The 26,876-nt window shown below is 47.0% G+C and carries 23 protein-coding genes; 15 read left to right on the top strand and 8 right to left on the bottom strand.

Annotated elements, in window-relative coordinates; genetic code table 11:
* Nucleotides 1–11: 11 nt before the first annotated feature.
* Nucleotides 12–2,132, top strand: coding sequence for an ADP-ribosylglycohydrolase family protein (locus DWX43_RS15895; protein WP_118620974.1), 2,121 nt, complete (start codon nt 12–14; stop codon nt 2,130–2,132).
* Nucleotides 2,133–2,204: 72 nt separating this feature from the next.
* Here DWX43_RS15895 and DWX43_RS15890 read toward each other — a convergent pair whose 3' ends face one another.
* Nucleotides 2,205–3,953: an FUSC family protein gene (locus DWX43_RS15890; RefSeq protein WP_118620973.1), complete on the bottom strand. Its 1,749-nt coding sequence runs from the start codon at nt 3,951–3,953 to the stop codon at nt 2,205–2,207.
* 211 nt (nt 3,954–4,164) lie between these two features.
* Between DWX43_RS15890 and DWX43_RS15885 the strand changes: the two genes are divergently transcribed.
* Together DWX43_RS15885 and DWX43_RS15880 are read left to right on the top strand one after the other, a co-directional pair.
* Nucleotides 4,165–4,611: a MarR family transcriptional regulator gene (locus tag DWX43_RS15885; protein ID WP_109729963.1), complete on the top strand. Its 447-nt coding sequence runs from the start codon at nt 4,165–4,167 to the stop codon at nt 4,609–4,611.
* A gap of 116 nt (nt 4,612–4,727) precedes the next feature.
* On the top strand, nt 4,728–5,651 hold the full coding sequence (locus DWX43_RS15880; RefSeq protein ID WP_109729964.1) for a DMT family transporter: 924 nt from the start codon (nt 4,728–4,730) through the stop codon (nt 5,649–5,651).
* On the opposite strand, the gene DWX43_RS15875 is transcribed toward DWX43_RS15880, so the two are convergent.
* The 6 genes from DWX43_RS15875 to DWX43_RS15850 form a co-directional block, all read right to left on the bottom strand.
* On the bottom strand, nt 5,614–7,692 hold the full coding sequence (locus tag DWX43_RS15875) for a diguanylate cyclase (RefSeq protein ID WP_118620972.1): 2,079 nt from the start codon (nt 7,690–7,692) through the stop codon (nt 5,614–5,616). The two genes, DWX43_RS15880 and DWX43_RS15875, sit on opposite strands and share 38 nt — an antisense overlap.
* 12 nt (nt 7,693–7,704) lie before the next feature.
* Nucleotides 7,705–8,058, bottom strand: a complete 354-nt coding sequence (locus tag DWX43_RS15870) for an Hpt domain-containing protein (protein ID WP_182440726.1) — start codon at nt 8,056–8,058, stop codon at nt 7,705–7,707.
* A gap of 11 nt (nt 8,059–8,069) precedes the next feature.
* Nucleotides 8,070–8,885, bottom strand: coding sequence for a Cof-type HAD-IIB family hydrolase (locus DWX43_RS15865; RefSeq protein ID WP_118620970.1), 816 nt, complete (start codon nt 8,883–8,885; stop codon nt 8,070–8,072).
* A gap of 2 nt (nt 8,886–8,887) precedes the next feature.
* Nucleotides 8,888–10,261, bottom strand: coding sequence for a UDP-N-acetylmuramoyl-tripeptide--D-alanyl-D-alanine ligase (murF, locus tag DWX43_RS15860; protein WP_118620969.1), 1,374 nt, complete (start codon nt 10,259–10,261; stop codon nt 8,888–8,890).
* A gap of 9 nt (nt 10,262–10,270) precedes the next feature.
* On the bottom strand, nt 10,271–11,329 hold the full coding sequence (locus tag DWX43_RS15855; RefSeq protein ID WP_118620968.1) for a D-alanine--D-alanine ligase: 1,059 nt from the start codon (nt 11,327–11,329) through the stop codon (nt 10,271–10,273).
* Nucleotides 11,330–11,435: 106 nt separating this feature from the next.
* Nucleotides 11,436–12,884: a nicotinate phosphoribosyltransferase gene (locus DWX43_RS15850; protein WP_118620967.1), complete on the bottom strand. Its 1,449-nt coding sequence runs from the start codon at nt 12,882–12,884 to the stop codon at nt 11,436–11,438.
* A 360-nt stretch (nt 12,885–13,244) separates the two neighbouring features.
* Here DWX43_RS15850 and DWX43_RS15845 point away from each other — a divergent pair, with 360 nt between their 5' ends.
* From DWX43_RS15845 to DWX43_RS15820, 6 genes are all read left to right on the top strand, one after another.
* A complete protein-coding gene (locus DWX43_RS15845; RefSeq protein ID WP_118620966.1) occupies nt 13,245–13,514 on the top strand; it encodes a hypothetical protein in 270 nt (89 codons plus the stop codon).
* Nucleotides 13,515–13,544: 30 nt separating this feature from the next.
* On the top strand, nt 13,545–14,336 hold the full coding sequence (locus DWX43_RS15840; protein WP_118620965.1) for a class I SAM-dependent methyltransferase: 792 nt from the start codon (nt 13,545–13,547) through the stop codon (nt 14,334–14,336).
* Between the two features lie 250 nt (nt 14,337–14,586).
* Nucleotides 14,587–15,525, top strand: coding sequence for a DUF1177 domain-containing protein (locus DWX43_RS15835; RefSeq protein WP_118620964.1), 939 nt, complete (start codon nt 14,587–14,589; stop codon nt 15,523–15,525).
* A gap of 49 nt (nt 15,526–15,574) precedes the next feature.
* Nucleotides 15,575–16,252 carry an AroM family protein gene (locus DWX43_RS15830; protein ID WP_118620963.1) on the top strand — a complete coding sequence of 226 codons (678 nt, stop codon included), beginning with the start codon at nt 15,575–15,577 and terminating at the stop codon, nt 16,250–16,252.
* Nucleotides 16,253–16,271: 19 nt separating this feature from the next.
* On the top strand, nt 16,272–17,216 hold the full coding sequence (locus DWX43_RS15825) for an aminopeptidase (RefSeq protein WP_118620962.1): 945 nt from the start codon (nt 16,272–16,274) through the stop codon (nt 17,214–17,216).
* A gap of 81 nt (nt 17,217–17,297) precedes the next feature.
* Complete coding sequence (locus DWX43_RS15820; protein WP_118620961.1) at nt 17,298–17,972, top strand: aspartate/glutamate racemase family protein; 675 nt, start codon at nt 17,298–17,300, stop codon at nt 17,970–17,972.
* 20 nt (nt 17,973–17,992) lie between these two features.
* On the opposite strand, the gene DWX43_RS15815 is transcribed toward DWX43_RS15820, so the two are convergent.
* On the bottom strand, nt 17,993–19,396 hold the full coding sequence (locus DWX43_RS15815) for a Sapep family Mn(2+)-dependent dipeptidase (RefSeq protein WP_118620960.1): 1,404 nt from the start codon (nt 19,394–19,396) through the stop codon (nt 17,993–17,995).
* Nucleotides 19,397–19,633: 237 nt separating this feature from the next.
* Between DWX43_RS15815 and DWX43_RS15810 the strand changes: the two genes are divergently transcribed.
* From DWX43_RS15810 to DWX43_RS15785, 6 genes are all read left to right on the top strand, one after another.
* Entirely contained in the window at nt 19,634–20,659 is a 1,026-nt protein-coding gene (locus DWX43_RS15810; RefSeq protein ID WP_118620959.1) for a LacI family DNA-binding transcriptional regulator, read from the top strand.
* Nucleotides 20,660–20,909: 250 nt separating this feature from the next.
* Nucleotides 20,910–21,914, top strand: coding sequence for a Gfo/Idh/MocA family oxidoreductase (locus DWX43_RS15805; protein ID WP_109729978.1), 1,005 nt, complete (start codon nt 20,910–20,912; stop codon nt 21,912–21,914).
* Between the two features lie 105 nt (nt 21,915–22,019).
* Nucleotides 22,020–22,853: a sugar phosphate isomerase/epimerase gene (locus DWX43_RS15800; protein WP_118620958.1), complete on the top strand. Its 834-nt coding sequence runs from the start codon at nt 22,020–22,022 to the stop codon at nt 22,851–22,853.
* A gap of 25 nt (nt 22,854–22,878) precedes the next feature.
* The gene (gene iolE, locus DWX43_RS15795) at nt 22,879–23,775 is read left to right on the top strand and encodes a myo-inosose-2 dehydratase (protein ID WP_118620957.1); all 897 of its coding nucleotides are present in this window, start codon (nt 22,879–22,881) and stop codon (nt 23,773–23,775) included.
* A 23-nt stretch (nt 23,776–23,798) separates the two neighbouring features.
* Nucleotides 23,799–24,701 (top strand): sugar phosphate isomerase/epimerase, encoded by a 903-nt coding sequence (locus DWX43_RS15790; protein WP_118620956.1) that lies wholly within the window; start codon nt 23,799–23,801, stop codon nt 24,699–24,701.
* Nucleotides 24,702–24,738: 37 nt separating this feature from the next.
* Nucleotides 24,739–26,817, top strand: coding sequence for a cytidylate kinase family protein (locus tag DWX43_RS15785; protein ID WP_118620955.1), 2,079 nt, complete (start codon nt 24,739–24,741; stop codon nt 26,815–26,817).
* Nucleotides 26,818–26,876: the final 59 nt, after the last annotated feature.

The raw sequence follows: 26,876 nt of genomic DNA, 5'->3' as shown, positions 1-26,876 counted from the left end.
GGAGATGGACAATGAAAGAAAAATACATAGAACAGATTTATGCCGGCTGGCTGGCGAAGATAATCGGTATCCGTCTGGGAGCTCCCATTGAAGGCTGGACTTATGAAAAAATTAGAGAACTGTATGGAGAACCAGACGGGTATCTGATAGATTATCAGGATTTCGCAGCAGATGATGACAGTAATGGACCACTTTTTTTCCTGAGGGCATTGGAAGACAGCCGCAGCGGATATTCCATTCAGGCACAGGATGTTGCAGAAGCATTGCTTAACTATGCCCCCTATGAACACGGATTCTTCTGGTGGGGCGGGTATGGGACGGCCACAGAACACACTGCATATCTGAACCTCAGGAATTCAATCCCCGCACCGCTTAGCGGCAGCATTGCGCAGAATGGGAGTACGATGGCAGAGCAGATCGGAGGACAGATTTTTATTGACACATGGGGGCTTGTCACTCCGGGAAATCCGGATTTGGCAGCCCAATATGCACAGAAAGCAGCCAGTGTTACTCACGGGGGAAATGGGATCTATGGAGGGATATTCATTGCTGTATGTATCAGCTATGCTTTTGTAGAAAATGAGATAGAGAAAATCATTGAGAAAGGGTTGTCTTATATCCCGGAAGACTGTGAATATGCACGGGCGGTGCGCGCAGTTAAGCGGTTTTACCATGCCCATCCCGGTGACTGGAGAGTGTGTTTCCAATATGTACATGATAATTGGGGATACAGCAAATATCCCGGAAACTGCCATATCATCCCGAATGCGGCGGTGATTATTCTGGCATTACTTTATGGAGAAGGTGATTTTTCAGATACGTTAAATATTTGCAATATGTGTGGCTGGGATACGGATTGTAATGTGGGAAACCTTGCTACAATTATGGGAGTACGGGGCGGCCTGGCAGCAATAAACTATCAGAAATGGAGAAGACCGATTAACGATTTTCTGGCATGTTCCAGCGTAATTGGCTCTCTGAATATTCAGGATATCCCTTATGGAGCGTTATATATAGCAAAATTAGCATATGCCGTTGCGGGAGAAGAAATGCCGGAACCGTGGAAACATATAGCAGATGGGCGTATAGACAGCTGCCATTTTGAATTTCGGGGTTCCACCCATGCGATCCGTGTACGGAAAGAGAGACCCGGCAGCACTCACGTTGAGAATACGGATGAGACAGCTTTTGATGGCTTCAGAAGCCTTAAGATAGTCGGGAACCATGCCGGAACAGGTGAACATATATATGTGTATAAGAAAACATATTATTGTCCCGATGATTTTCATGACAGCCGCTATGACCCAAGTTTTTCACCAATTGTGTATCCGGGCCAGACGATACATGGAAGTGTATTTATACCGGAATATGGATGTAACACACAAGTCTGTCTTTATGCAAAAGAACAGAATACCGGAGAGATATTGCTTGGAGAAAGTGTAAATCCGGAAAAAGGGAAGTGGATAGAGATGGGCTGGAAAATCCCGGAGATGGAAGGAGGCCTGATAGCAGAAATTGGTTTTTGCTTCTGTATAAAAGAAGAAAATAGCTGGGATGGAAGCTTTGTAGGGATGATAGATGACCTCTACACGGAGGGCAGGGCAGACTATACGATTCTCTTTGAGGAAGAAGAGGAAGAAGTCTGGCCGGGGCTCCACCGCGAAGTCAGGCAGTTTACCAGACTGAAGGGAATGCTATATCTGGAAGGCGGTCAGATGCACCTGTCCTGTGCGGACTATGCGGAGGCGTACACCGGAAGATATGACTGGAGAGACTATACGGCTGCCTTTACGTGCACTCCTCTTAATACAGGAACACATATGCAGAATGTACGGGTTCAGGGGGCAGTGCGTTCTTATGCGGCAGGGTTCCTGCCGGGCGGCAAATTTGCAATTCTGAAAAATGAGAACGGTTACCGTGTACTTACAGAAGCAGAGTATCAATGGGAGCCCGGAAATGAGTATGTGATAAGCATCAAAGTCAGCGGAAACCGGATAGAAGCTAGTGTTCAGGATGGAGTGTCGCTGACAGCGGTGGATGAAGAACACCCCTATCTAATTGGCAGTATTGGAGTATCCGTATCGAAAGGCGGACATACGAAATATAAGAAGATTGAGGTCAAAACCAGCTAAAGTCGGGAACCTTATGGGTGCCGTATGGCAGGCATATGATATTGCAAAGGATATTTGATGAAAATGCCCCGGTTATGATACCGGGGCATTTTCACGTTCGGGGATACGGACTCTGTGTGCCTGACGGACCTTATTCCGGAATTTCGCCAGCAGTTCAGAACTGCCTTCCCATTTTTCCAGACATGCATTAGCAGACAATTTCTCTTCAAGCAGATGTGCCTGAATAACAAGATTATAATACAGCTGTGCATCTGCCGATACGGACTGGCATATTTTGGTCAGCAGCTCTGTGACGGTTATGTATCTCTTCCAGAGCTGTCTTGTCGCCTTGGCCCGGCTGTAGGGGAATATCAGGCAGTTAGCCAGATAACCGATAAGGGCCCCGGCCAGTACATAGCAGATACGGACTACGAACATACTGCCTACAGCCTGAAAACCAAAACTACTCATAAATACAGCCCCGCCCAGTGCGCCGATTGTGGAACATGCGAAGGTTTCCGTATAATCAGAAAAATAGAAGGAAATATAGCCGGACAGCATCATGGCGGCTGTACGTCCCGCAGGGGAGGGGATCAGGGAATATATGATGACGGAGATGGTGCCTCCGATCAAGGTTGCGAGGATACGTTTCTTTATTTTTACCGGAACATCATCTGCGTAAGGCAGGGATACAGAAGCAAGTGTAAACAGAAGCCATTTCCCGTGAGGGAGTCCAAGGAACTGGACAAGTGCTGTTGCGCAGGAGAGGAGCAGTGCGGTACGAACGGCGTAAACGGCTCGTACCGGGCTGTAGTCCAAAGCCGCGTAAAGCTGTGTTTTCAGGGAGAGGGCGGTCCTGCGGTAGTGGATTCTTCGTTTGGGATCGGTCATGTGCAGGAGCTTATTACGTGTATATGAAAGCGTCTGGTAAAATGTAAGGGCAGTTTTTGTATCTTCAGTATCCGCGGTGTCACAAGTAGATGATTCAGACAGCCCTTCCTGAGTCAGTTCCGGCATGGTTTTGTTTTCAGAACTGAGAAAGGCGCGGAAAATATCCAGCCAGGACTTCGTATGGATCAGGAGGGTTCTGTTCCCGGAAGAAAGTTCCTGGGGCATCTCACTGATGAGAAGGAGCAGGTTTTCCAGACCCCGCCCGGCATCAATCATGGAAAAGCTGGCATCGGAGACACAGAGTATCTTCTTCCTCCGATCATATACGGTCTGGCTCAGGCGGCACAGCCTTCGTCTGGTCTCGGAAAAATCCGGCTGCTCCCCGGACTGGTCCAGCCGGAATGAAATCATCATTCCGACATCGTCGATCATTTCATTTAGTACATCATTTGCAGTTTCGGCCACCCGTTTCCTTCCCATAAAGAGCTGATACAGGATGATAGACAGTGCCCCTGTCAGCATGCCGTAAAGCCGCATGGGCAGAAGGCTTAACTCAACCGGTGAGATAAATACAAGGAAGAGGTAGGATAAAATATACGGAAAATATAAATGACTGGAATATTCATATGTAAATGCATACAAAATGAGTGCTATTGTGATAAAATTGACAGCAAAACCCGGTATAGCAGGGAGAACAGTCACCAGACATGCTGCTATTGCCATCCAAACAAGAACCGCCGACTGGACAATAAAATGCCGAATCGGTGTGGCAGTGAGGTCCCGCACCATTGAGGCGGACATCATGATCGTGAAGATTACACCGACGATGGAGTTTTCAGGCCCGAAAACAAATTGAAAGATATTGACATAGGCAATGATAAAAAGGAAGCTAAGAGTACTGAAGCGGAAGTTATCCTTTATCACTGCTGGAATTTTGAATTTTTTGCTCATGAATGATTCACTCTCCTGTTTGAATTAATTTTGAAAGAAGATCAGGCTTTCTATGGATTAAATAGAGGCGCGCTTGAATTTTAGTGGTTTCTATTATATAATCAGTAAAAGTTAACCTACAATGATAGTCATATTTTATTTATTAATTAAAAAGCATAACACTTCCCCACATGTTTGTCAAGATACCGAAATGGTAACAAAAGGAGAGCTTATGAAAACGAAGAAATTGTCTGAAGAACTTGTCCGGAGTCTTCTGAGAGTATTTCCGGCTTGGAATTCGAAACTGGTACGGCCGTTCAGGGAGTCACTGAATAAGGAGATGAGTCTGGAAACCTACTACTGTCTGGAGACTGTCAGAAAGTATGAGAGCACCACAATGACAGAACTTGCACAGCAGTTAAAGGTTCCCAAACAGCAGGTGACGAAGCTGATCGATAAGTTGTGTGATCATCAGTTTGTGGAACGTGTCCATGACGAGAAAGACCGCAGATCCGTCCGGATATGCCTGACACCACAGGCAGTGGAATATCTGGATGAATATTACCTAAAAAATACAGGATTTATCCAAAAGCTCGAGGAAAAACTGACAGAGGAAGAACTGCGGAGATTGAACGAGGCAATGAAAGTGCTGGAAGAAATACTGCCCGGGCTGGATTAGGCCGGGAACAGTCAGGGAAAAATGTAAAAGATGGAGTCTGGAAAAACATGGATGGAGGTGCTATACTGGACAGTGCGTGAAATTGTATTACATAAGAGTAAAGGATGGAATGAGAGATGAACTCGAAATTAAAAAATGATGCACTGTTAGTATTGACCGCATTGATCTGGGGAAGTGCGTTTGTGGCTCAGAGTGTTGGAATGGATTATATGGGGCCGTTTACATTTAATTCCCTGAGATGTCTGATGGGAGGTCTGGTACTCCTGCCTGTTATATGGATCATGGGAAGAAAGGACCCCAAAGACCCGGCATACCGGCCGGATTCACGAAGTATAGAGGAAGGCCAGAAGAAGCGTGGAGATAAGAAGATACTCTTAACCGGCGGCCTTTGCTGTGGTATTGCCCTTGCAGCTGCAAGCTCCCTTCAGCAGATCGGGCTTGTCTATACCAGTGCGGGAAAGGCCGGGTTTATTACGGCGTTATATATTCTGATCGTGCCTGTGCTCGGGCTGTTTCTTGGAAAAAAGGTCGGGCTTAAGACATGGATCGGCGTGGGACTGGCCATTATCGGGATGTACTTTTTATGTATAAAGGAAGGGTTTTTTATTTCTTATGGGGACTTTCTGGTTATGATCTGTGCATTCATTTTTTCATTACATATTTTAATTATTGATTACTTCTCGCCAAAGGTGGACGGTGTGAAGCTTTCCTGTATTCAGTTCTGGGTAGCCGGAATTTTGTGCGCTGTGCCCATGATTATAAGTGAGAAACCGACTTTTGAGGCAGTGGCGGCTGCATGGCTTCCTCTGCTCTATGCGGGGGTTCTCTCCTGCGGGGTTGCCTATACGCTGCAGATTATTGCACAAAAAAATACGGACCCCACGGTGGCTTCTCTGATCTTAAGCATGGAATCCGTATTTGCGGCGCTTGCCGGCTGGGTACTGATAAATGAAACTTTGTCACCGAAGGAAATTTTCGGCTGTGTGCTTGTATTTACGGCGATTATTCTGGCACAGCTCCCTCAAAAGCGGCCTGCATAGTGCCGTCATTCCGGTATATTGTACAGCAGTTTTTCCCGCTGTGTTTTGACTCATAAAGGGCCTGCCCTGCGTGGGTGAATAATTCACTGTAGGAGGTACCGTCCTTCGGATAAGCCGCCGCCCCGATACTGATGGTATATTCCGTCCCCTGATAACACTGCTTTAGGGCAATGGAAAGCATGCGGCAGTACATTAGCATAAATTCTTCAGATACGACCTCATGCAGGTATACCATGAATTCGTTGCCGCCTACACGGGCGGCAATATCCATTTTACGGATATTATTTTCGGCCAGTCTGGCTACATGTTTCAAAATCTGATCCCCGAACAGATGTCCGTTATTTTCATTCAGCTCCCTGAAATTATCCAGATCGAATAAAATCATTAAGCCCGGCGCCTGATTTCGGGTCTCCAGAATATGGCCGACAACTTTTTGGGCAGCATCTCTGTTAAAGAGATTCGTCAGCGAATCTTTCTGTGCCAGTTCTTCGAGGCGTCTGCCTTCGATTGTCTGCCGGTGTATATTTGCAATTCTGCCTACACAGCTGTACAACTGTTCATTCTGATCGTCATTGGACCATAAAGTCCGCCCGACGATTTCATACCACTCTTCGGAACCGTCCGATGTCGTCATGATAAGCTGTGTGTGGAAGGTCGGGGATGCAGGACTTGCTGAATAAACAAGTTCTGTGAGTTTCTGGAAATCTTCCTCACTAATGATTCCACGCAGATTGTTGTGAGAAAATAATTCGGTGACAATAGTCGGAATATTAAATTCGTCCCGGCACCTGTCTGAAAAAGTTATGGTGTCTGTACTGAAGTCATATTCAAATAATACTTCATCCGTAATGGAGGTAAGAAACTGATATTTTGTCCGTTCCTGTTCTAACAGGAAAAGTGTCCGGTCGGACAGCTTGACACCTTTTTTCTGAACAATTTCCCGTGAGAGCTGGTTAACATCGAAAAGATGGCCGGGGTCCTTGCTCCTGAGCTTAACTGCCTGCTCCAGATGGCCGCTGACTTCTTTCAGGCATGCGATAAGCTTTGGGTTGAACATGCCGCATTCACCGTTCAGAATCATCTGTATCGCCTGCTCATGTGTATAAGGCGGCTTATAGACACGCTCACTCACGAGGGCATCGTACACATCTGCAAGGGAAACAATCTGGGCCGCGATAGGGATATCATCTCCTTTGAGATGGTCCGGATAGCCGTTGCCATCCCAGCGCTCATGGTGCCAGCGGCAGATCTGCCGTGCATATTTCACGAGTTCTTCATCGTTGCCGAACCTTAAGTTTTCAAGCATTTCCGCACCGCATGCAGAATGCGTCTTCATAATCTCGAATTCTTCATATGTCAGTTTTCCGGGCTTGTTAAGGATTTCTTCTGGAATCTCGATTTTACCGATATCGTGCAGGGCAGCTGCATTGGAAATCAGGGCGATATGGGATTCATCCATACTATATTCCTGATAACGTTTCCTGAGTGCCTCCATCAGAATCTCTGTGATGATCCGGATCCTGATGACGTGCAGGCCGGATTCACCGTTTCGGAATTCAACGATCGTACTTAAAATATTGATCATGAGGGCATTATTCCGCTCTTTTTCGATGACCTGCTCCTTAATCAGCGACTCCAGTTCCTTCTGTTTTGAATACAGGATAATTGTATTCTTCACACGCTGGGTTACAATACTTGGGTCGAAGGGTCTGCTAATGTAGTCCACGACACCATATTCGTAGCTTTTTTCTATATATTCAGCAGAATTTTCAGAAGAAATAATCACGACAGGGATTGTTTCATGCCAGTGGTTTTTCTGCATGAGGGCAAGGACATCGAACCCGGTCATTTCAGGCATGATCAGATCCAGCAGGATCAGGGATATGGATGCATCATTATGCTTTAGAATCTCAATAGCTTCTTTCCCGTTACATGCTTCGACGATATTGTAATCGTCCTGGAGTATATCTGACAGTAAACAGCGGTTGAGTTCTGCATCATCTACGATTAGAATCGTTTTCTTTTGTACAGTGCTTTTCATTGACGCGCTCCTTTAAGATATCAGATTTTTGATGGTTTCGTATTCGGTCTTAACTTTCTCGTATTTTTTTTCCACTTCATCAGGGTCTAGTGCCTCAGCAGTCAGGGGTCTTAGATAGTCGGACAATTCTGCGGCAGCTTCTGCAAGAGGGGTCAGCTCCAAATTCAAAGAGAGTCCTTTGAGCGTGTGGGCAGCTTTGAAGGCTTCCTCATAATCTCGTGCTTCCAGTGCTTTTCCCAGGCGGTCAAAATTGTTATCCTTTAAGAATAAGTGCAGATATTTATCAATCAAATGTTCACGCAGAAGTCTTCTAAGTACAAGATTATAATCAACACCGATTGTTTCATAAAATTTTTGAATGTCCATATTCAGATGCCTCATGTTTCTTTCATAAATTTTTCAATTACATATAAAATTCCGTCTTCATCATTCGAGCGAGTGATAAAATCGGCGCTGTCTTTTACGATCGGCTGTGCATTTTCCATAGCAACTCCGAGTCCCGCATATTCGATCATGGACAGGTCATTGTAGCCGTCCCCGCAGCAGATCATCTGGTCCGCAGTCAGGCCCAGACTGCTTAAGAGTTTCTGGAGAGAGTAGGCTTTATCTATGTTCTGTGGCATAATTTCAAGGAAATAAGGCTCAGAACGGTAGATATTCAGCAGCTTGTGAAAACGTTTTTTCAAATCTTCCATTGCTTCTTCTATCACGGCCGGGTTGCCGGTGATCAAGAGTTTATTTACAGGAAAGGTAAGGTGTCCTGTGAAATCATCCATATGTACGACAGGCATCTTATTTATATAAGATTCCTTTTCGGTATACTCGTTGCAGGCAATGCCTGAAATGATATCAGGCCCTTCATAGGTGATGATATCCAGTCCGGGATAGGAACAGGTAATGTCATAAACCGGTTTCAGTACATCCCGGGGCAGTGTGCGGTTATAGAGGAGCTGGCCGTCGGAACATCTGGTGATACGTGCCCCGTTAAAGGACAGGATGTAGCTTCCGTACTTTTTAAGCTCCAGTTCTTCGGCGAGCGGCAGCACACCGTTGATGGGGCGTCCGCTTGCCAGTACTACTTTTTTTCCTTCTTCCTGAATCTCGATCAGAGCTTTTTGGGTAGGCGGTGTGATTTTCTTTTCAGAGTTGGTCAGCGTGCCGTCCAGATCCAGTACCAGCATTTGATATTCCATAATTACCTCGTTTTAAGCGCTTCTACCAGCTCGGGAAATTCCATCCCATGAGAAGCTTTTATCAGAATTGTATCGTTATCTTTGATGACAGAATCCATGCTGTTCAGGAATTCTGCTTTGGTGTCATAGTGGTAAATCTCTATATTATCTGTTTCCAGAGAAGCGGCGCCGCGGGCGATCTCCCGGGCCAGATCACCGATACAGACAAGCATGTGGATTCCGGCTTTTGCAGCATATTGGCCGATCTCATTGTGCATCTCACATTCTTTCGGCCCCAACTCGAACATATCGCCAAGTATGGCAACAGTCCGTCCGTCTGCCTTTGAAAGGACATCAAGGGAAGCCTTCATAGAAGCTGGATTTGCATTGTAGCAGTCATCAATGATCATCAGGTGTCCGGTTTCAATCAGGTTGCTGCGTCCGGCCAGAGGGACTAAAGCCTCAATGCCTTTTTTAATTCCGGCATCATCCATTCCCAGAACCCGTCCGACTGCAATCGCGGCGAGTGCATTGTATACCATATGTGAGCCGGGGATGGAAATATGTGCGGTAAACTCGGAATCCGGAGTGCAGAACAAGGCTGTGGTTCCTTTTAAACCGAGATTTTCAATGTTTTCTGCATAGTATCTGCATCCGGGGTCCAGGCCAAAGAAGATCGGGTCGATCCGGTTGGCAGGAGTTACGGTGGAAAGCATATCATCGTCACCGTTTAAGATAATACTTCCGTTTGGATTCATATACAGGAACATTTCAGTCTTGGCCTTTAGTATTCCTTCACGGGACTTCAATTGTTCAAGGTGTGCGCATCCAATATTCGTAATTACACAGATATCAGGACGGGCAATCTTGGCGAGCCGTTCCATTTCACCGAAATCGCTGATTCCCATTTCTAAGACAGCCACCTCATGATCCTCGCGAATCTTGAAAACGGTCAGCGGCAGCCCGATTTCATTATTAAAGTTGCCCTCTGTTTTCAGGACTTTAAATTTCTGGCCGAGAACAGATGCAATCATTTCCTTTGTGCTCGTCTTTCCCACACTTCCGGATATTCCTATGACCTTGACATGAAGAGAACGGCGGTAATGTTCCGCAATGTCTTTCAAAGCCTGCACGCAGGAATTTACCATAATATAAGGATATGAGGCACCCTCGATCCGTTTTTCAGACAGGGCACACAGGGCTCCGTCACGGATGGACTGGGGGATAAACATATGGCCGTCAACGCGTGCACCTCTGATGGCAACGAACAGACAATCCTTTTCAATCTTACGGCTGTCGATGGTGACACTGCTGACTTCCTTATAATAGCAGTCTTCATCTCCGTAATAAATTCCGCCGCATGCAACGGCGATTTCTTTTAACGTCATATTTTTCATAGCGTACTCCTATTTCTGGTATCTTTCTTCCAAAGACTTCTGGATGATCAGTTCGCACAGATCACCATATTCAATCCCCATTGCTTTTGCTTCTTTCGGCAGGAGGCTTGCCGCTGTCATTCCCGGAAGGGTATTCATCTCCAGACAGTAGAGGTTACCTGCATCATCAAGCAGGAAATCCGCCCTGCTGTAGACATTTAGTTTCAAAGCATGATAAGCCTTTACAGTAAGTTCCATCATCCGGTCAGAGATGTCGCTGCTGATGTCGGCGGGACAGACCTCGTTGGTTGCACCATCCTGGTATTTATTAGCATAATCGAAGAAACCGGTCTTCGGGATAATCTCAATAGGAAGAAGCGCTTTGCCGCCGATCACCCCACAGGCGAACTCGCGCCCTTTGATATACTCCTCGATTACGACTTCATCTTCATATTTAAAAGACTTCTTCAGGGCATCCTCATATTCTTCTTCGGAATTCACAATATAAACGCCGATGCTGGACCCTCCTGAACAAGGTTTCACAACAACCGGCAGGGTAAGTCCGAGCGCTTCAAGGGAGTTTTCCTTCACCTTCTTATGAAGGCTGACGCCTGCCGGTGTATCAATTCCTGTCTGCAGGAACACCTGCTTCGTAAAGCCCTTATCCATAGCCACGGCGCAGCCGAGAGAATCCGGTCCCGTATACTTAATGCCAAGCAGGTCAAAAGTAGCCTGAAGCTTGCCGTTCTCGCCTTCACCTCCGTGGAGCCCGAGAAACGTAATATCAGCCATACGGCAGAGCTCGATCACATTCGGCCCGAGGAAACAGTCCGACTGGTCCGGGCGCGAAGCCTTAACAGCTTCAATATCTGGCTCCGTAGTACCTACATTTTTCGCAATCTCAAGACCGTGTCCCGGAAGCGTAAACACCTCTTCCAGTTTATCCACATCATACGGGAAACCAAGAAACACATCCAGCAGAAAAACATCATGCCCCTTTGCCAGCAGCGTCTTGCAGATCTCCGCGCTGGAAGAAAGAGACACATCACGTTCCGTGCTGAGTCCTCCGGCTAAAACTATAATCTTCATAAATAAATCTCCTTTTTCATAGGGGGCTGACCCCTTTGCTCTCCGTTTTCAGAATATTCTAATGTTATTAATCGTATGTTAAATTCACGCAATTCACAGGGCCGGTTTACCGGCTCAGGTCATCTAGCAATGCTGCTTTTGTGTCATACAGTTTTTGTGATAAATCAACATATACGCGGTGCGGGTAGAAGAGACGTTTTGTCTCGTCCCACAATGTTTCCTTTTCGTGTCTGCAGTACTCTGCAATTTCCATGACAGACGGGGAGGTGTAAATGCATTCTCCGTGTATAAATATTGGCTTTAATATCTCACGCATCGTGTAAGTCCCGCCCGCAAGCCGTGTCTTCTTCCAGGTTGCATTCGGATCGAACAGCAGCAGTTCTTTGGATGTGTCATATGTCTCATCCGCGAAACAGATTAAGTCGGCGCGGATTTTGCCAGTCTCTTTATCATATACACGGTAGATTGTCTTGTTGCCCGGATTCGTGATCTTTTCTGTATTTTCAGAAATCTTGATCTTAGGTATGAATTCACCCTCTGCGTTCTGGATGGCAGCCAGCTTGTACACCCCGCCGAAAGACGGGCAGTCTTTCGAAGTGATCAGGTTCGTGCCAACGCCCCAGGAAGTGATGGCTGCGCCCTGCATCTTCAGATCGTGGATCAGCATTTCATCCAGATCGTTTGAAGCTGCGATGACTGCATCCGTAAATCCGGCCTCATCCAGCATCCTGCGGGCCTGCTTGGACAGATAGGCAAGGTCCCCGCTGTCCAGACGGATACCGTAATGCTTGGAAATAATTCCTTCTTCCCTCATCTCCCGGAAAACCCGGATCGCATTCGGCACACCGGACTTCAGTGTGTCGTAAGTGTCCACAAGAAGAGTACATGCATCAGGATATAACTTTGCGTATTCCTTAAATGCGGTATATTCGTCTTTAAAACTCATGATCCAGCTGTGCGCATGGGTTCCCATAACCGGAACGTCAAAAAGCTTCCCGGCCAGAACGTTGGAGGTGCCGACACATCCGCCAATCATGGCAGCCCTCGCACCGTAAAGTCCCGCGTCCGGTCCCTGAGCGCGCCGAAGCCCGAATTCCATGATGCCGTCCCCCTGTGCTGCAAACACAACGCGGGAAGTCTTGGTTGCGATCAGGCTCTGGTGGTTAATGATATTTAAAATCGCAGTTTCGACAAGCTGTGCTTCCATAATAGGTGCAATCACTTTCACAAGCGGTTCCTTCGGGAAAATCACAGTCCCCTCAGGAATTGCATAAATACTTCCACTGAAATGGAAGCCGCTTAAGTAGTGCAGGAAGTCTTCACTGAAAATGCCAAGGCCTCTCAAATAGTCTACGTCTTCATATGAAAAATGGAGGTTCTTGATGTAGTCGATTACCTGTTCTACCCCTGCCATAATGGAGTATCCGCTCTTATTCGGATTCTCGCGGAAAAACACATCGAATACAACCGTTTCATTCTCCTGAGTTTCAAAGTAGCCCTGCATCATCGTCAGCTCATACAGGTCTGTCAGCAATGTAAGATTCTGCGTACTCATAATATTCTCCTTTTTACCTTATTCTGCAGCAAACGCCGCAGATTCATCCACCTGCGCGGCAAATATTGCAGGATGCCGGAGGGGAAATGTGCAGTATATGCACGGGAACAGTATACCATGAACACTAGATTCGAAAGAACCTCATCAAGTGTTCAGGTATGCATTTTCACTAAGCTCGATAAAACCTCGCTAAGTGTAAATAGTATACCACAAATACAAAAATCGTGAAAGTGCAAATACTTTGGTTACTGTTGTGGTTTACGCTCCCAATTTATATAAAGCAAGTGACTTTATCTGTTCATAGTGATAAAATGTGAATAACAAGATGCCCATGTTTGCAGGAAGAAAAGGAGGACGAGGATGATTACAGTATTTAACCGCAAAGAATTGGTAAGTACATACAATATGGAGGAACAGTCGGAAATACGAAACATTTTGTCGCAAAATAAGATTGACTATGATATTAAGACTATAAACAGAAAAAGCCCCTCCCCGATGGCGGCAGGCTCAAGGGCTCATACGGGGACGTTTGGTGAGAAGCTGGAATTGGAGTATGAGTACACGATTTATGTAAAGAAAGAGGATTATGATGAGGCATCATATTTAATAAGAGATGTAAAACCACGCTAAAGGCGGCAAATAAGGAGGGAGATACGAGATATGATTCAAAATGAAAATATAGATCACGGTAAGGCTTTCGATTGGGGGCGCACGTCATCTGATTATGCAAAATACAGGGACATCTATCCTCAGGAGTTTTATCAGAATCTGGTCGACATGGGCTTGTGCGTGAAAGGCCAGAAGGTACTGGATATTGGAACGGGAACAGGGGTGATTCCGCGCAACATGTATCGGTATGGAGCCGATTTTACAGGAATCGATATCTCGGAAAATCAGATCAGCCAGGCTGCGGCTCTTGCGAAAGAATGCGGCATGGACATAGAGTTTCACTGTACGCCTGCCGAAAAATGTGGTTTTCCGGATGGGACGTTTGATGTGATCACTGCCTGTCAGTGTTTTACTTATTTCAATCATGAAGAACTTGCTCCCCTCATCTGGAGAATGCTGAAATCCGGCGGAAGGTTCGTTGTTCTGTACATGGCGTGGCTTCCATTTGAAGACATGATTGCCGGGGAAAGTGAGGACCTGATTTTAAAATACAACCCCGCGTGGACGGGGTGCAAAGAGCGGAGGCATCCAATTTCCATACCAGATGTATACGGAACATATTTTACAATGGAAAGTGAGAAGGTTTTTGATATACAGGTGCCTTTCACAAGGGAAAGCTGGAACGGGCGGATGAAGGCGTGCCGCGGCATCGGGGCCTCTTTGTCAGAAGAAGAGGTTGAGAGCTTCGAAACGGAGCACAGGGCCCTGCTAAAGGAAATTGCACCTGAGGAGTTTAATATCCTTCATTACACGGCAATGACTGTTTTAAAGAAAAACGTCTAGTATTTCCAAAGTGGGGCTCTGGCGATGAAGGACAACTTATATGATTGTGCACCGTGCACAAAAAGAGCACTGAGATTTGTCAGTCATGAATAAGGACTTTCGCTATTTAAAATGATATACTGAACCTAAGGCGCCAATGCAGGGCATTACCGGATGTGGGGAAACGACCGCACATTCCGGTGGCCTGCATTGGCTTTTTGTTTTAACGGAATTCTAAATTTTAGAAGAGATGAAAAAGGAGGAACAGGAAATGTTAATGAAACAGATTATCGATGCGTATGAGGTATTGGACAGCAGCTTTGTAACGGGAAAAAAGGTGGAGGAATATCTCCGTGCTATCCAGCCGGATGCGGACATTACCGTTTACGAGCTAAAAGGACCGAAAGGAACTACAGACATGCTGAAGGTGAGAATCCCCGGCAGCAATGGCAAGGCAAAGGGGGGGACGGCTCCGACGATCGGACTTCTCGGTAGGCTTGGCGGAATTGGTGCACGCCCGGAAAGGATCGGATTCGTATCCGACGGGGACGGCGCACTGGCAGCTGTAGCGCTGGCGGCAAAGCTTCTGGATATGCAGAACAAGGGGGACGTACTGGAAGGAGATGTATTTATCTCTACACATATCTGTCCGCATGCACCGACGGCGCCGCATGATCCAGTACCGTTCATGGGATCTCCTGTAGAGATGTCCCAGGTAAATAAAGAGGAAGTTTCCGATGACCTTGATGCAATCCTTTCCGTGGATACGACCAAAGGAAACCGCGTTATCAACACGAGGGGATTCGCGATTTCCCCGACTGTAAAAGAAGGATACATCCTGCGCACATCCGATGACCTGCTGGACCTGATGCAGATAACGACAGGAAAACTGCCATATGTATTCCCACTGGCAATTCAGGATATCACTCCATATGGAAATGACCTGCACCACTTAAACAGTGTGCTCCAGCCATGTACGGCAACCAATGCGCCTGTAGTCGGTGTTGCAATTACGGCAGAAACAATGGTGCCGGGATGTGCAACCGGGGCAAGCCATGCGGCAGACATAGAGGAAGCGGCACGCTTCATGCTGGAAGTTGCAAAAGCATTTGGCAGGGGGCAGTGCAGGTTCTATGATGAAGAGGAATTTGAAAGAATGCAGAAACTTTATGGAACAATGAAACATTTCCAGACACTTGGAAAAGAATAATGTTTCAGTATGAAGAACCCAAAGTGATAAAATGCAGGAGGGATTCGGTATGAAGATAGGTGCAATTACAATCGGGCAGTCACCCCGGGTGGATGTGACTGCAGATATTATGGATATATTTGGCGGCAGGATCGAACTTGTTCAGGCAGGCGGGTTGGATGGCCTGACAAGGGAACAGATTGCCAGGTTTGCTCCAGGGGAAGGGGACTATGTGCTTGTATCAAGGCTGAATGACGGGAGTTCCGTGACATTTGCCGAGCGCCATATCCTCCCGCGCCTTCAGGAAGCGATCGACAGGATGGAGGAGGACGGATGCCGGCTGATCATGGTGTTCTGCACCGGCAGCTTTCCAGAGACACTATCGGCAAAGAACATCCCGCTTATCTATCCGTGCGAAATACTGGACCGGCTTGTTCCGCTGATGAGCAAGAAATCCAATATCATCTGTATGACCCCGTCCCCGCTTCAACTGGAGCAGACAGAGAATAAATGGAAAAATTATGTCAAGCAGGTAAAATCCATAGCCGCCTCCCCGTACGGAGACTGGGAGACTTTGGAGAAAGCGGCAGATGAGGCAAAAGAAATGGATGCCGATCTGATCGTTTTGGATTGTATTGGGTATACTCAAAAGATGAAGGATATGTTCGCAGAGAAGACAGGGAAAATGGTTGTCCTGCCGAGGACGCTTCTTGCGAGAGTTGTATCTGAACTGACGGATGTGAAATAACATGAAAGAGGAGTTAGACATGAATGAACTGGTAAATATTGCAGAAGGCATCCTGAAATCGTGTCTGGATGCGAAAGAGGGGGAATCTGTGCTTGTTGTAACAGACGACAGCAGGAGGGAAATCGGCGAAGCATTTTACGATGCCTCGAAGAATCTTGGATGTGAAGGCATGATCCTGATTATGAAAGAGAGGACCGTGAATGGCGAAGAGCCTCCTAAGGCCGTTGCGGAAGCGATGAAGGGCGCCGACATCGTGATAGCGCCTTCAGCAAAGTCGCTGACCCATACAAATGCAAGAATACAGGCGGCTGCGGCCGGGGCAAGGGTGGCAACCATGCCGGGGATCACGAAGGAAATGTTCAGCCAGGGCGCAATGACGGCCGATTATAATGAAGTGGAAAAACTCACGGACAGGATCACTGCAATGCTGACGACAGCAGAGACGGCACGTATTGAAAAAGCAGGGAAGGCGTTGAATCTTTCCTTAAAAGGCCGGAACGGGGTGCCGAGTCCCGGAGTTTACAAGTGTCCCGGAAAATGCGGCAACCTTCCGTCGGGAGAAGCGTATATTGCCCCGCTGGAAGACGGCTCGGATGGGGAAATGATCATAGACGGTTCTATGGTCGGCATCGGAAAACTGGATACCCCGCTGGAGGTAGTGGTTTCCGGGGGAAAGTTAAGGTCTGTGACAGGCAAAAAGAGTGAGAATCTGGACATACTGCTGAAATCGGAAGAAAACGCCACACTCTGCGAACTGGGAATCGGAACGAATGAAGCTGCTGTCTTAAACGGCATTATTCTGGAAGACGAAAAAGTATATGGGACCGTCCATATAGCATTTGGGACAAACACTTCATTTGGAGGGACCAACAAGGCAGAGTGCCACATGGATGGGATCATTTTGGAACCGACACTCTATCTGGATGATATTCTTGTTATAAAAGACGGAAAGTTCATGGTATAGCAAAAGCAGGAGTTACTGTGCACACCAGAAGGGTGTGCACAGTAACAGGGCCGGAAACATAATACGGCCGGGAGGGAATATATGGAGACATTTAAAGTAGGGTTAATCCGGGTACTGACAACGGATGATCAGGAAGTACTTCTGGCACACGGGAAAACGATTATGGAAACATTTCCCGGAATTGGGGTAGAGACGAAATGTATACCTGATCAGTATGAGGGAATACACAGCGAAGAACTGTGCCGGACAGCCATTCCTAAAATTGTTGAGACGGCAAAGACATTTCAGGATGCAGATATGCTGATCGTGAGCTGCGCGGATGACCCCGGTGTAGAAGAAATCAGAAAAGAGATACCGGGCATTCCGGTAACGGGCGGCGGAGAGACAACGGCCGCACTGGCGCTTAAGTACGGAGAAAAAATCGGGGTTCTGGGAATTACGGACTATGCCCCTGCCGCATACAGGCGTCTGCTTCATGGGAGAATGATCTTAGGGAAGCCGGAAGGGGTAGACAGTACTCTGGACCTGCTGACCCCGGAGGGAAGAGCCAGTACACTAAAGAAAGGCATGGAGCTGAAAGATCAGGGCGCGCAGGTAATCGCACTGGCCTGCACGGGACTGGGGACGATCGGAATTGCCGGCGAACTGGAAGAAACAACGGGGCTGCCTGTCATTGATCCGGTTATAGCAGAAGGCTTATTCGCGTATTTCGAAAAGGTACGCAGGACTTCACATCGCAGCGGCCAGCGTCAGTAATGGCTACTGAGAGGGAATAGTCACTGAACAGAAACGGGGGCAGTGAACAGGCGGTACATTGCCTCCAGACAGATTCTTGAGTGCTTTAAGTAATGCCCCAGTTCGATATGTTCATTGGGACCATGTGCATTGCTGGGCGGCTCGTCCGGAAAGACAGGCCCGAATGCGGCAACGGTATTGCGGGCATGTCTTGCATAGGTTCCGCCGCCAGTGGAATAGATATTACAGTTTTCTCCGGTAACGGCCCTATAGGCGTCAGACATTGCCGAAATCATGAAGGATTCCGCGGGGATATGAAGCGGTGCCATATGCTTTATTTCTGTAACGGTTACCTGATATGCAGTGGCATTTTGCCTAAGCTGATTTATAATCATTTCTTTTGAAGCAGTGACGGGATAGCGGATATCAGCTGATATAAGCTCCGTGCCATCCTGCACAGCAACTATCCCGGCATTTAAAGTCAGGGGGCCGGATTCCTTGTCGGCCATTCGGATTCCCAGTGAGGAACCATCATATTCCACCCCAATTTTTTCAGCGGCAAATGTCAGTAACAGTCCTAATTCATCCCGCGTAAATACCTCATATAACAGATGTATGAGTTTCGATGCTGCATTTTCTCCCAGTTCAGGTTCTGCACCGTGTGCGGCTTTCCCGACAGCGTTAAGGAAGGCGATATTTCCCTCTTTTCGGATGGAAAAACCGGAATTTCCCTGAATGGCGGCCTTTAACTTGTCATACTGTATATTAGAACAAAAAATTTCTGCATGTGCCCTGTCCGGAACTGCATTTACAGCAAGTCCTGCATGGAAAGACTTGACAACGCTGCATCTGCTGTGTGGGACAGAGAAGTCTGCACACAGGATTCCTTTCTCGCTGCCGCAGATTCCATAAGAACAGTCCGGAGTAAATCCCATTACGGGATATCCACGTTTGCGGTAATACACATCCAAATCGTTGCTTCCAATCTCTTCACCACAGCCAAATACCGTGCGGAGGCAGTAATTGCCTGTAACATGTGCGTCCTTCAGTGCCTTGAGTGCATAGAGAGAAGCTATGGCGGCACCTTTGTCATCTGCCGTACCCCGTCCATATAAAAAGCTTCCTTTTTTCACCATTTCATAGGGGTCTGTATTCCATCCGTCCCCCGCGGGAACGACATCGACGTGGGTTAAAATATCTATGTATGAATTTCCGGTACCATAGCTTGCCTCTCCTGCATAATAATTCACATTTGCAGTCGTAAGCCCAAGCCTCCCGGCCAGATTCAGAATGTAATCGAGTGCCTCCCTGCATGGCTGGCCAAATGGTTTTTGCCTGGAGGAGGTATCACATACAGAAGGGATAGAAACTAATGCGCCAAGGTCTGCCAGCATATCGTCAAAATATTGATCTATCTTATGACCAAATAACATCTGATTTTTCATAAAAAAATTCCTTTTGTCAAAATGAAAAAATGTTTAATAGTACCGTTGTAATAGAAACTTAAAAAAATGTTGACAAAATAGCAAACAATGTTCATGATTAGTACAAAACAATATAAAAATATAGTATCATAGGGAAGAAACTCGTGCAATTCATAATTTTGTATAATGAGATTCTAAAAAAGGATGTCTAAGTGCTGAATTGGCAGTAGGAAGAAAAGTAAGTGGGAGAAGAGTACAATGGCGGTAACATTACAGCAGATTGCCGATAAAGCGGGTGTGTCCCGGGGGACTGTAGACCGTGCTTTGAAAGAGCGCGGGCGGATCAATCCGGAGGTGGCTGCAAAGATCAGGAAAATTGCAGATGAGATGGGATACCAGCCGAACAGAGCGGGAAGAGCGCTGGCGATGGCAAAGCACTCGATCAAGATCGGGATCATCATACAGTCTATGGAAACCCCGTTTATGCAGGGGGTGCTGGAAGGGGCAAAGGACGCGAAGCAGGAAGTTGAGCGCCTCGGTGCCACGGTAACTATCAGGAAGATATCAGAGCTTGATTCTGACAAGGTTATAGCGGCAATGCATAAGATGAAGGGGGCCGGTTACAACGGGATCGGCCTCGTCGCGTCAGATGAAGAAAAGCTGGCCGATACGATCGACCAGTTTACAGAAGAGGGGATCTCTGTTGTTACATTCAACTCCGATGCAGCAGGAACAAAGCGAATGTGTTTCATCGGGCAGAATGCGGGACAGAGCGGAAGAACGGCGGCCGGCCTTATGGCGGAAATTTTGCCGGATAATGCAGTTGTCCAGGTGATTTCAGGCTATGCGTCCAATCAGTCCCACAAGGAGCGTGCGGAGGGGTTTATCAATGAACTGAACCATTGCAGGCCGGATGTTAAGCTGCTTGGAATCCGGTATGCTTATGATAATGACAGGGCGGCGGCAGAGATTACACAGGAAGTTCTAAAAGAACATAAAGAATTAAACGGAATCTATCTGGCAGCCTCCGGTGCGAAGGGCGTCTGCCAGGTGATTGTGGAGAAGGGACTTAAAGGAAGTGTAAAAGTGATTTCCAATGACATCACGGATTCCAACATCGAGTCACTTAAGAACGGGACGATTCAGTTTATTCTGGGACAGGATGCTCACTCACAGGGCTACAGGCCGGTCATGGTGCTGTTTGACAAACTGTTTGACGGAAAGGACCCGGAGGAAGAATACCAGTATACAGAGATTGTGATAAAAACAAAATATAATATATAAATCTCCCTGAGGGGATCTGGTTAAATTTAACAAAGAAATGTGCAAAAAGCATTTTTTCAGCAGTGGAAAAAGTCATTTTGCACATTTTTTTTGTTTATTAATTGTCAAATAGTGAAGTTGAATAAAAATGGAGATTAAAATTTGTGCAATTAAACTATTGCGTACACGTGCCCGCAATGATATTATACAATCACAGAAACAAAAACAAGAACACATCATAAAACAAACAAGATGAAAGGTGGAAACAAAAATGTTAAATGTAGGAGTAATCGGATGCGGCGGAATGGGAAGAGATCATATCCAGAGAATCACAGAGAGAATTCAGGGGGCACAGGTAACTGCTGTATCAGATGTATTTGAGGAAGGTGCAAAGAAAGCTGCCGGGATTGCAGGCGGGGCAAAGATTTACACAGACGGGAAGGCGCTGATTCACGATCCGGATGTAGATGCAGTATTAATTGTATCGCCGGGATTTGCACATGTGGATGACCTTCTGGAGGCGATTAAAGCCGGAAAAAGAGTATTCTGCGAGAAGCCGCTGTGTACAACGGCAGATGACTGCAGAAAGGTTATGGATGCAGAGGTACAGTCAGGAAAGCATCTGATCCAGCTCGGGTTCATGCGCCGTTACCACAAGGGGTACAACCAGATCAAGGACGCGATTGCGACAGGAGAGTATGGTGAGCCGCTGATCATGCACTGCACACACAGGAATCCAGAGGTTGGAACAAACTATAACACACCAATGGCAGTACACGACACCGTGATCCATGAGATCGACCTTTGCCACTGGCTTGTAGATGACGACTATGACAGCGTTCAGGTGATCATGCCAAAGGTAACGAAGTACTCACACTCCGAACTGAAAGATCCACAGATTATGCTTATGCGTACAAAGAGCGGTATCTGCATTGATGTGGAATGTTTTGTAAACTGTAAGTTCGGGTATGATATCAACTGTGAAGTTGTCTGCGAGGACGGCGCACTAAAGATGGGAACACCGATGGCTCCTTCTGTCAGAAAGAATGCACAGTGTTCTACAGAAATCACAACAGACTGCTTCGTACTCTTCAAAGACGCATATGATGCAGAGATCCAGAACTGGGTTGACTGTGCGGCAGCAGGAGTAATTGAAGGGCCAAGTACATGGGACGGCTACCTTGCGGCTGTTACGGCAGATGCACTCGTAAAGGCTCAGGAAAGCGGGGAGATTGAAAAAGTTGTAACCGTTGAAAAACCAGAATTCTATAAATAATTTTTTTGAATAACGCGTGCACGTGTACGCTAAAATAATTAGGATATTAAAATAAATCAATATAGTAGTCTCGGGAATAGAACTCGTTGACAGGAGGATATGAAAATGAAAATAGGATTTAATGAAGCAACAGCACTGGAGTGTAAAGGACAGTCTTTAATGGCAGATTTGGAAGCATGTGAAAAATATGGTTTTGATTACATAGAGATTCGTTTTGACTGCATCAAGGATTACCTGAAGGACCACACACTGGAAGAACTCGCTGACTGGTTTCAGAACCACCATCTGAAACCGTGGGCTTACAACACCCTGATCTACTTCAACCAGAGAGATGAGGAGGGTGTAAAAGAGATCGATGAGGAAACGGATTTCATTATTAAGGTCTGCAATGCAATTGATATGAAAATGCTGATTACCGTACCTCAGTTTGACGTAAAAGACAAGAGTGTTTCAGAGATCAAGGAAGAGGCTGTACAGAGACTCCGTTATCTTTCCGACAAGGTCGGCTCCGGCATCAACATCTCCTTGGAATTCTGTGGTGCTCCAAACTGCTCTATTAATCAGTTCGGAACAGCCTATGATGTCGTAAAGGCTGTAGACAGAGACAATGTAGGTATTACGGTAGATACTTTCCACTTCCACGAAATGTGCTCAAAGCTCGAGGACCTTCAGAATGCAGACGGAAAGAAGATTTTTGCATACCACCTGAATGACTGTGAAGACCTGCCGCTTGGTTCCTGCGGGGATGACAAGCGTCTCTGGCCGGAAGAGGGTGTTGTGGACCATGCAGGGATTGCAGCTGCATTGAAATCAATTGGATTTGAAGGCGTATGCACGATCGAAGAATTCCGTCCGGAATATTATGAGATGTCATTAGATGAAAATGTGAAGAAGGCAGCAGAGGTAACAAAGGCGTTTGTGCAGAAATATTTTGGATAGGACATTATAAAAAAGGAGTATTATCATGCTGGATAAAAATAAAGTATCTCTTGGAATTGCCCCGATCGGCTGGACGAACGATGACATGCCCGATCTGGGAAAGGAAAATACATTTGAGCAGACAATAAGCGAGATGGCCCTGGCCGGATTCAGGGGCTCGGAAGTGGGCAGCCATTATCCGGCTGATCCAAAAGTATTGAAAAAAGCCCTTGACCTGAGGGACATGACAATCTGCAACCAATGGTTTTCCTCGTTTCTGATCAGCAGGCCGTATGAGGAGACAGAAGCTGCCTTTATCAAACAGTGCCAGTTCCTAACGCAGGTGGGGGCGAAATGCATCGGTGTTTCCGAGCAGAGCTACAGCATTCAGGGAATGCTGGACCATCCCATTCAGGAAGGCAAGTATGTGATGAATGACGAAGAGTGGGAGAAGCTGGCGACAGGCCTGAACAAGCTCGGCAGGATTGCGAAAGACCAGGGCATGGTGCTCACTTTCCACCACCACATGGGTACGGTTGTGCAGACGGAAGAGGAGATTGACCGTTTTATGGAATCTGTGAACCCGGAACTGGTCTTCCTGCTGTTTGACAGCGGCCACCTGTCATTTGCCGGCATTGACCCGGAAAAGATTTTGAAGAAATATGTGGACAGGGTCCGCCACGTCCATTTGAAAGACTTAAGAAAAGAAGTTGTAAAGCAGTCGAGGGACGAGAAATGGAGTTTCTTAAAAGGCGTGCGTGCGGGGACATTTACCGTACCGGGAGACGGGGATGTGGATTTTGCACCGATTTTCCGGATTCTGGAGGAAGCAGATTACCAAGGCTGGGTGGTCGTAGAGGCAGAACAGGACCCGGCGAAAGCGAATCCATTCGAATATGCACTAAAGGCGAGAAAATATATTGCAGAAAAAACTGGTTTGTAAGAAAATGAGAGGAGAGTCTGATTATGAAGATCGCATTTGACGTTGATGTCCTCGCAAAACAGATGGGGATCAGCGATATGGTACATCAGGTTGCGGACTGGGGATATAAATATATCGAACAGTCACCGCATCCGAGGATCAATCCGTTTTACAAGCACCCGCTTTTCTCCAGAGAGTGTGAGGCAGAGTACCGCAGGGCCCTGAGGGAAACGGGCGTGGAGATTTCCTCTTTCATTGTGGTATACCGGTGGTCGGGGCCGACGGAGGAGCAGCGCAGGATTGCGGTGGAGAACTGGAAGCGTATCGTGGAGATCGCCGTGGATATGGGCGTACAGGTAATCAACACGGAGCTTTCCGGCGACCCGAACCAGCAGGAGATCTGCAATGGTATGTGGTTCCGCTCGATGGATGAGCTGCTTCCGCTTTTTGAGAAGGAAGGAATACGTGTAGAGATCCAGTCACATCCGTGGGATTTTTGCGAGCTGAATAATGAAACCTGCGACCTTGTGAAGAGTTATCGTTCTGATAACCTGAAATATGTGTACTCTGCACCCCACGGTTTCTTCTATGACCAGGGAAAAGGGGACGTCCGTTCCATGCTGGAATATGCGGGAGACGATCTGAGTCATGTACTTTTCGCAGATACCTTCAACCAGACGAAGGACTGCCGGTATATCCTGAATCCACCGTGGCTGAACCAGAGGGGGAAAGAAGATGTTTCCATCCACCAGCATAATCCGATGGGAGAGGGCGATGTGGATTTTGAAGGAATTTTTGAAACTTTGCGTAAAATGGATTTTGCAAATAAGACATTTAAGGTTGGCGGAGACGCAATATCCTGTGTATCCATATTTGGATACCCGGAACGCATGGATGTAGAAGCACCGCGTGCAAGAGAGAGGATAGAGAAAGAACTCTTGAGATAGGCTCTTACGCAGATAAGAACCGGGAGGAATCTGTATTATGAAATCACCAGCCGAATTATTGAATTTTAAGCAGCATGGGAAGGACATGAACGAATTTGTAAAAGTGCCGGTATCGGAGAAGCTCGCGTATTGTTTCGGCGATCCGGCGCTGACACTGATGTATACAATGACAACCACCCTTCTCATTTATTTCTATACAAATGTTGTGGGAATCTCAGCAGGGGCAGTCGGAATGATCATGCTTGTATCCCGTGTGTTTGACGGTTTCTCAGACGTCCTGATGGGGACCATTATAGACCGGACGCATTCGAAATACGGAAAATCCAGAATCTGGATCCTGCGTCTGGCCGTCCCGTATGCACTGGCTGCCGTAGTACTATTTACGATGCCGGGGCTGGGGCCCACAGGGAAAATCATATACGCTTTCGTCACTTATAATATTATGAATACGGTCGTCTATACGGCGATCAGCCAGCCGTTCCATGCGCTAGGTTCCCTGATGAGCCGTGACCGCAGGGAAAGAGATGTTATTTGCAATGTCCGTATGGTTCTGTCCATCACGGCCAGCATGGTCATCACGGCATTTACCCTGCCGCTGATTAACAAAGTAGCCGGGATGATACACAACGAACAGGCGGCGTGGATCATCGTGACGAGTGTATATGCGGTTATCTCCGTGTTTGTACTTCTGAATACATACGCAACCTGCACGGAACGCGTGCAGACTGCACAGAAAAGCAAAGAAAATATTCCGTTCTGGACTGCCTTAAAGGCGACGGTGACAAATCCTTATTTCCTGATTGCACTGGGACTGATGCTGTTTTATACGGTGTACCAGATTATTATCGGAACGGACCTGACCTATTACTGCCAGTATATTTTAGGCAATGTGGATTTGGTTATGCCTCTGTCTGCATCTGAAAAAATTGCAACCATTATAGGTATTGCATTGCTGCCGAAGTTACTGCCGAAATTCGGGAAAAGGAACCTGATTTGTGCAGGGTGCCTGCTCGGGATTGCGGGGCAGCTGCTGTTTCTCCTTAATAGTACAAGCGTGACCCTTGGTATTGCGACCTGCATCATGAGGGGGATCGGAATCGCCCCGTTCTATGGAGTCCAGTATTCACTGCCTAGCGATGCGATCGAGTACGGACAGTGGAAAACCGGGCTGCGGATCGAAGGGCTGATGTTTTCTTCTATGAGTATGGGACAGAAAGCTGGTTCAGGCTTCACATCTGCAATCATGGGTGCTGTTCTTTCTATGGCGGCATTTGACGGGCTGAAAGCCACTGCGGCAGAGCAGACGGCAGAGGCGATCTCCGTGATCAGGACATTTTACCTTTATGTACCGATCGCAATCTGGATCATTATGTTCCTGATTGCCCTTTGCTATAAACTCGATAAAAAGTATGACCGCATGATGCGTGAGCTGATTGCAAGAGAGGGCAAAGATGCAGCCGGATCCGGAGATACAGTGGATATCCCACAGTCAGTAAACGGAAACAAAATCAATATTGCCATCGGACGTGTCTATGGCGCAAGCGGAAGAAGGATCGCAGAAGGCCTTGCAAAAGAGCTTGAGTGCAGGGTTTATGACAGGCAGATTATCTGTCTGCTGGCAGAGAAGCTGGGGCTGGAAGACGCACAGATGGGAGATGTGCAGAAATATCTGGACTCATACAATGAAAATGAACCTCTTACTTTCTCACCGTATACATATCCGGCAGCGGGAGTTGCGGAGGATATGACAGATGTGAGCATGTTTACGGAGCAGAGCAGAGTGATTCTGGAGCTTGCAAGTAAGTCTCCGGGAGTATTCCTCGGCCGCTGTGCAAACTTTGTACTGGCAAAGCAGCCTCATACATATTCGTTCTTCCTGTATGCGGATGATGAGTACCGTGAGCGGGAGGGCGCCGAGTATTATGAGGGTCAGAGCCTGAAGGAACTCAAAGAGAGGGATGAACAGCGTAATGAGTATTACCGGAAATTCACAGGTGCCAGAAGGGATGACCCGAAACATTACGATATGGTAGTAAATGTCGGAAAAACCGGAGTGGAAGGTGCGGTGCGCATGATACTCGATTATGTTGAGAAGAAAGAGAAACAGAAGGGTTGATGATTCTTTTAAAATGAGTTTTCCTTATAAATAAAAAGCCCGGGCGGACTGAACCACCC

The sequence above is a fragment of the Clostridium sp. AF19-22AC genome (genome assembly GCF_003479085.1).
GTDB classification, from domain to species: domain Bacteria; phylum Bacillota; class Clostridia; order Lachnospirales; family Lachnospiraceae; genus Faecalicatena_A; species Faecalicatena_A orotica.
This window is presented reverse-complemented; position numbering and strand designations above follow the sequence as displayed.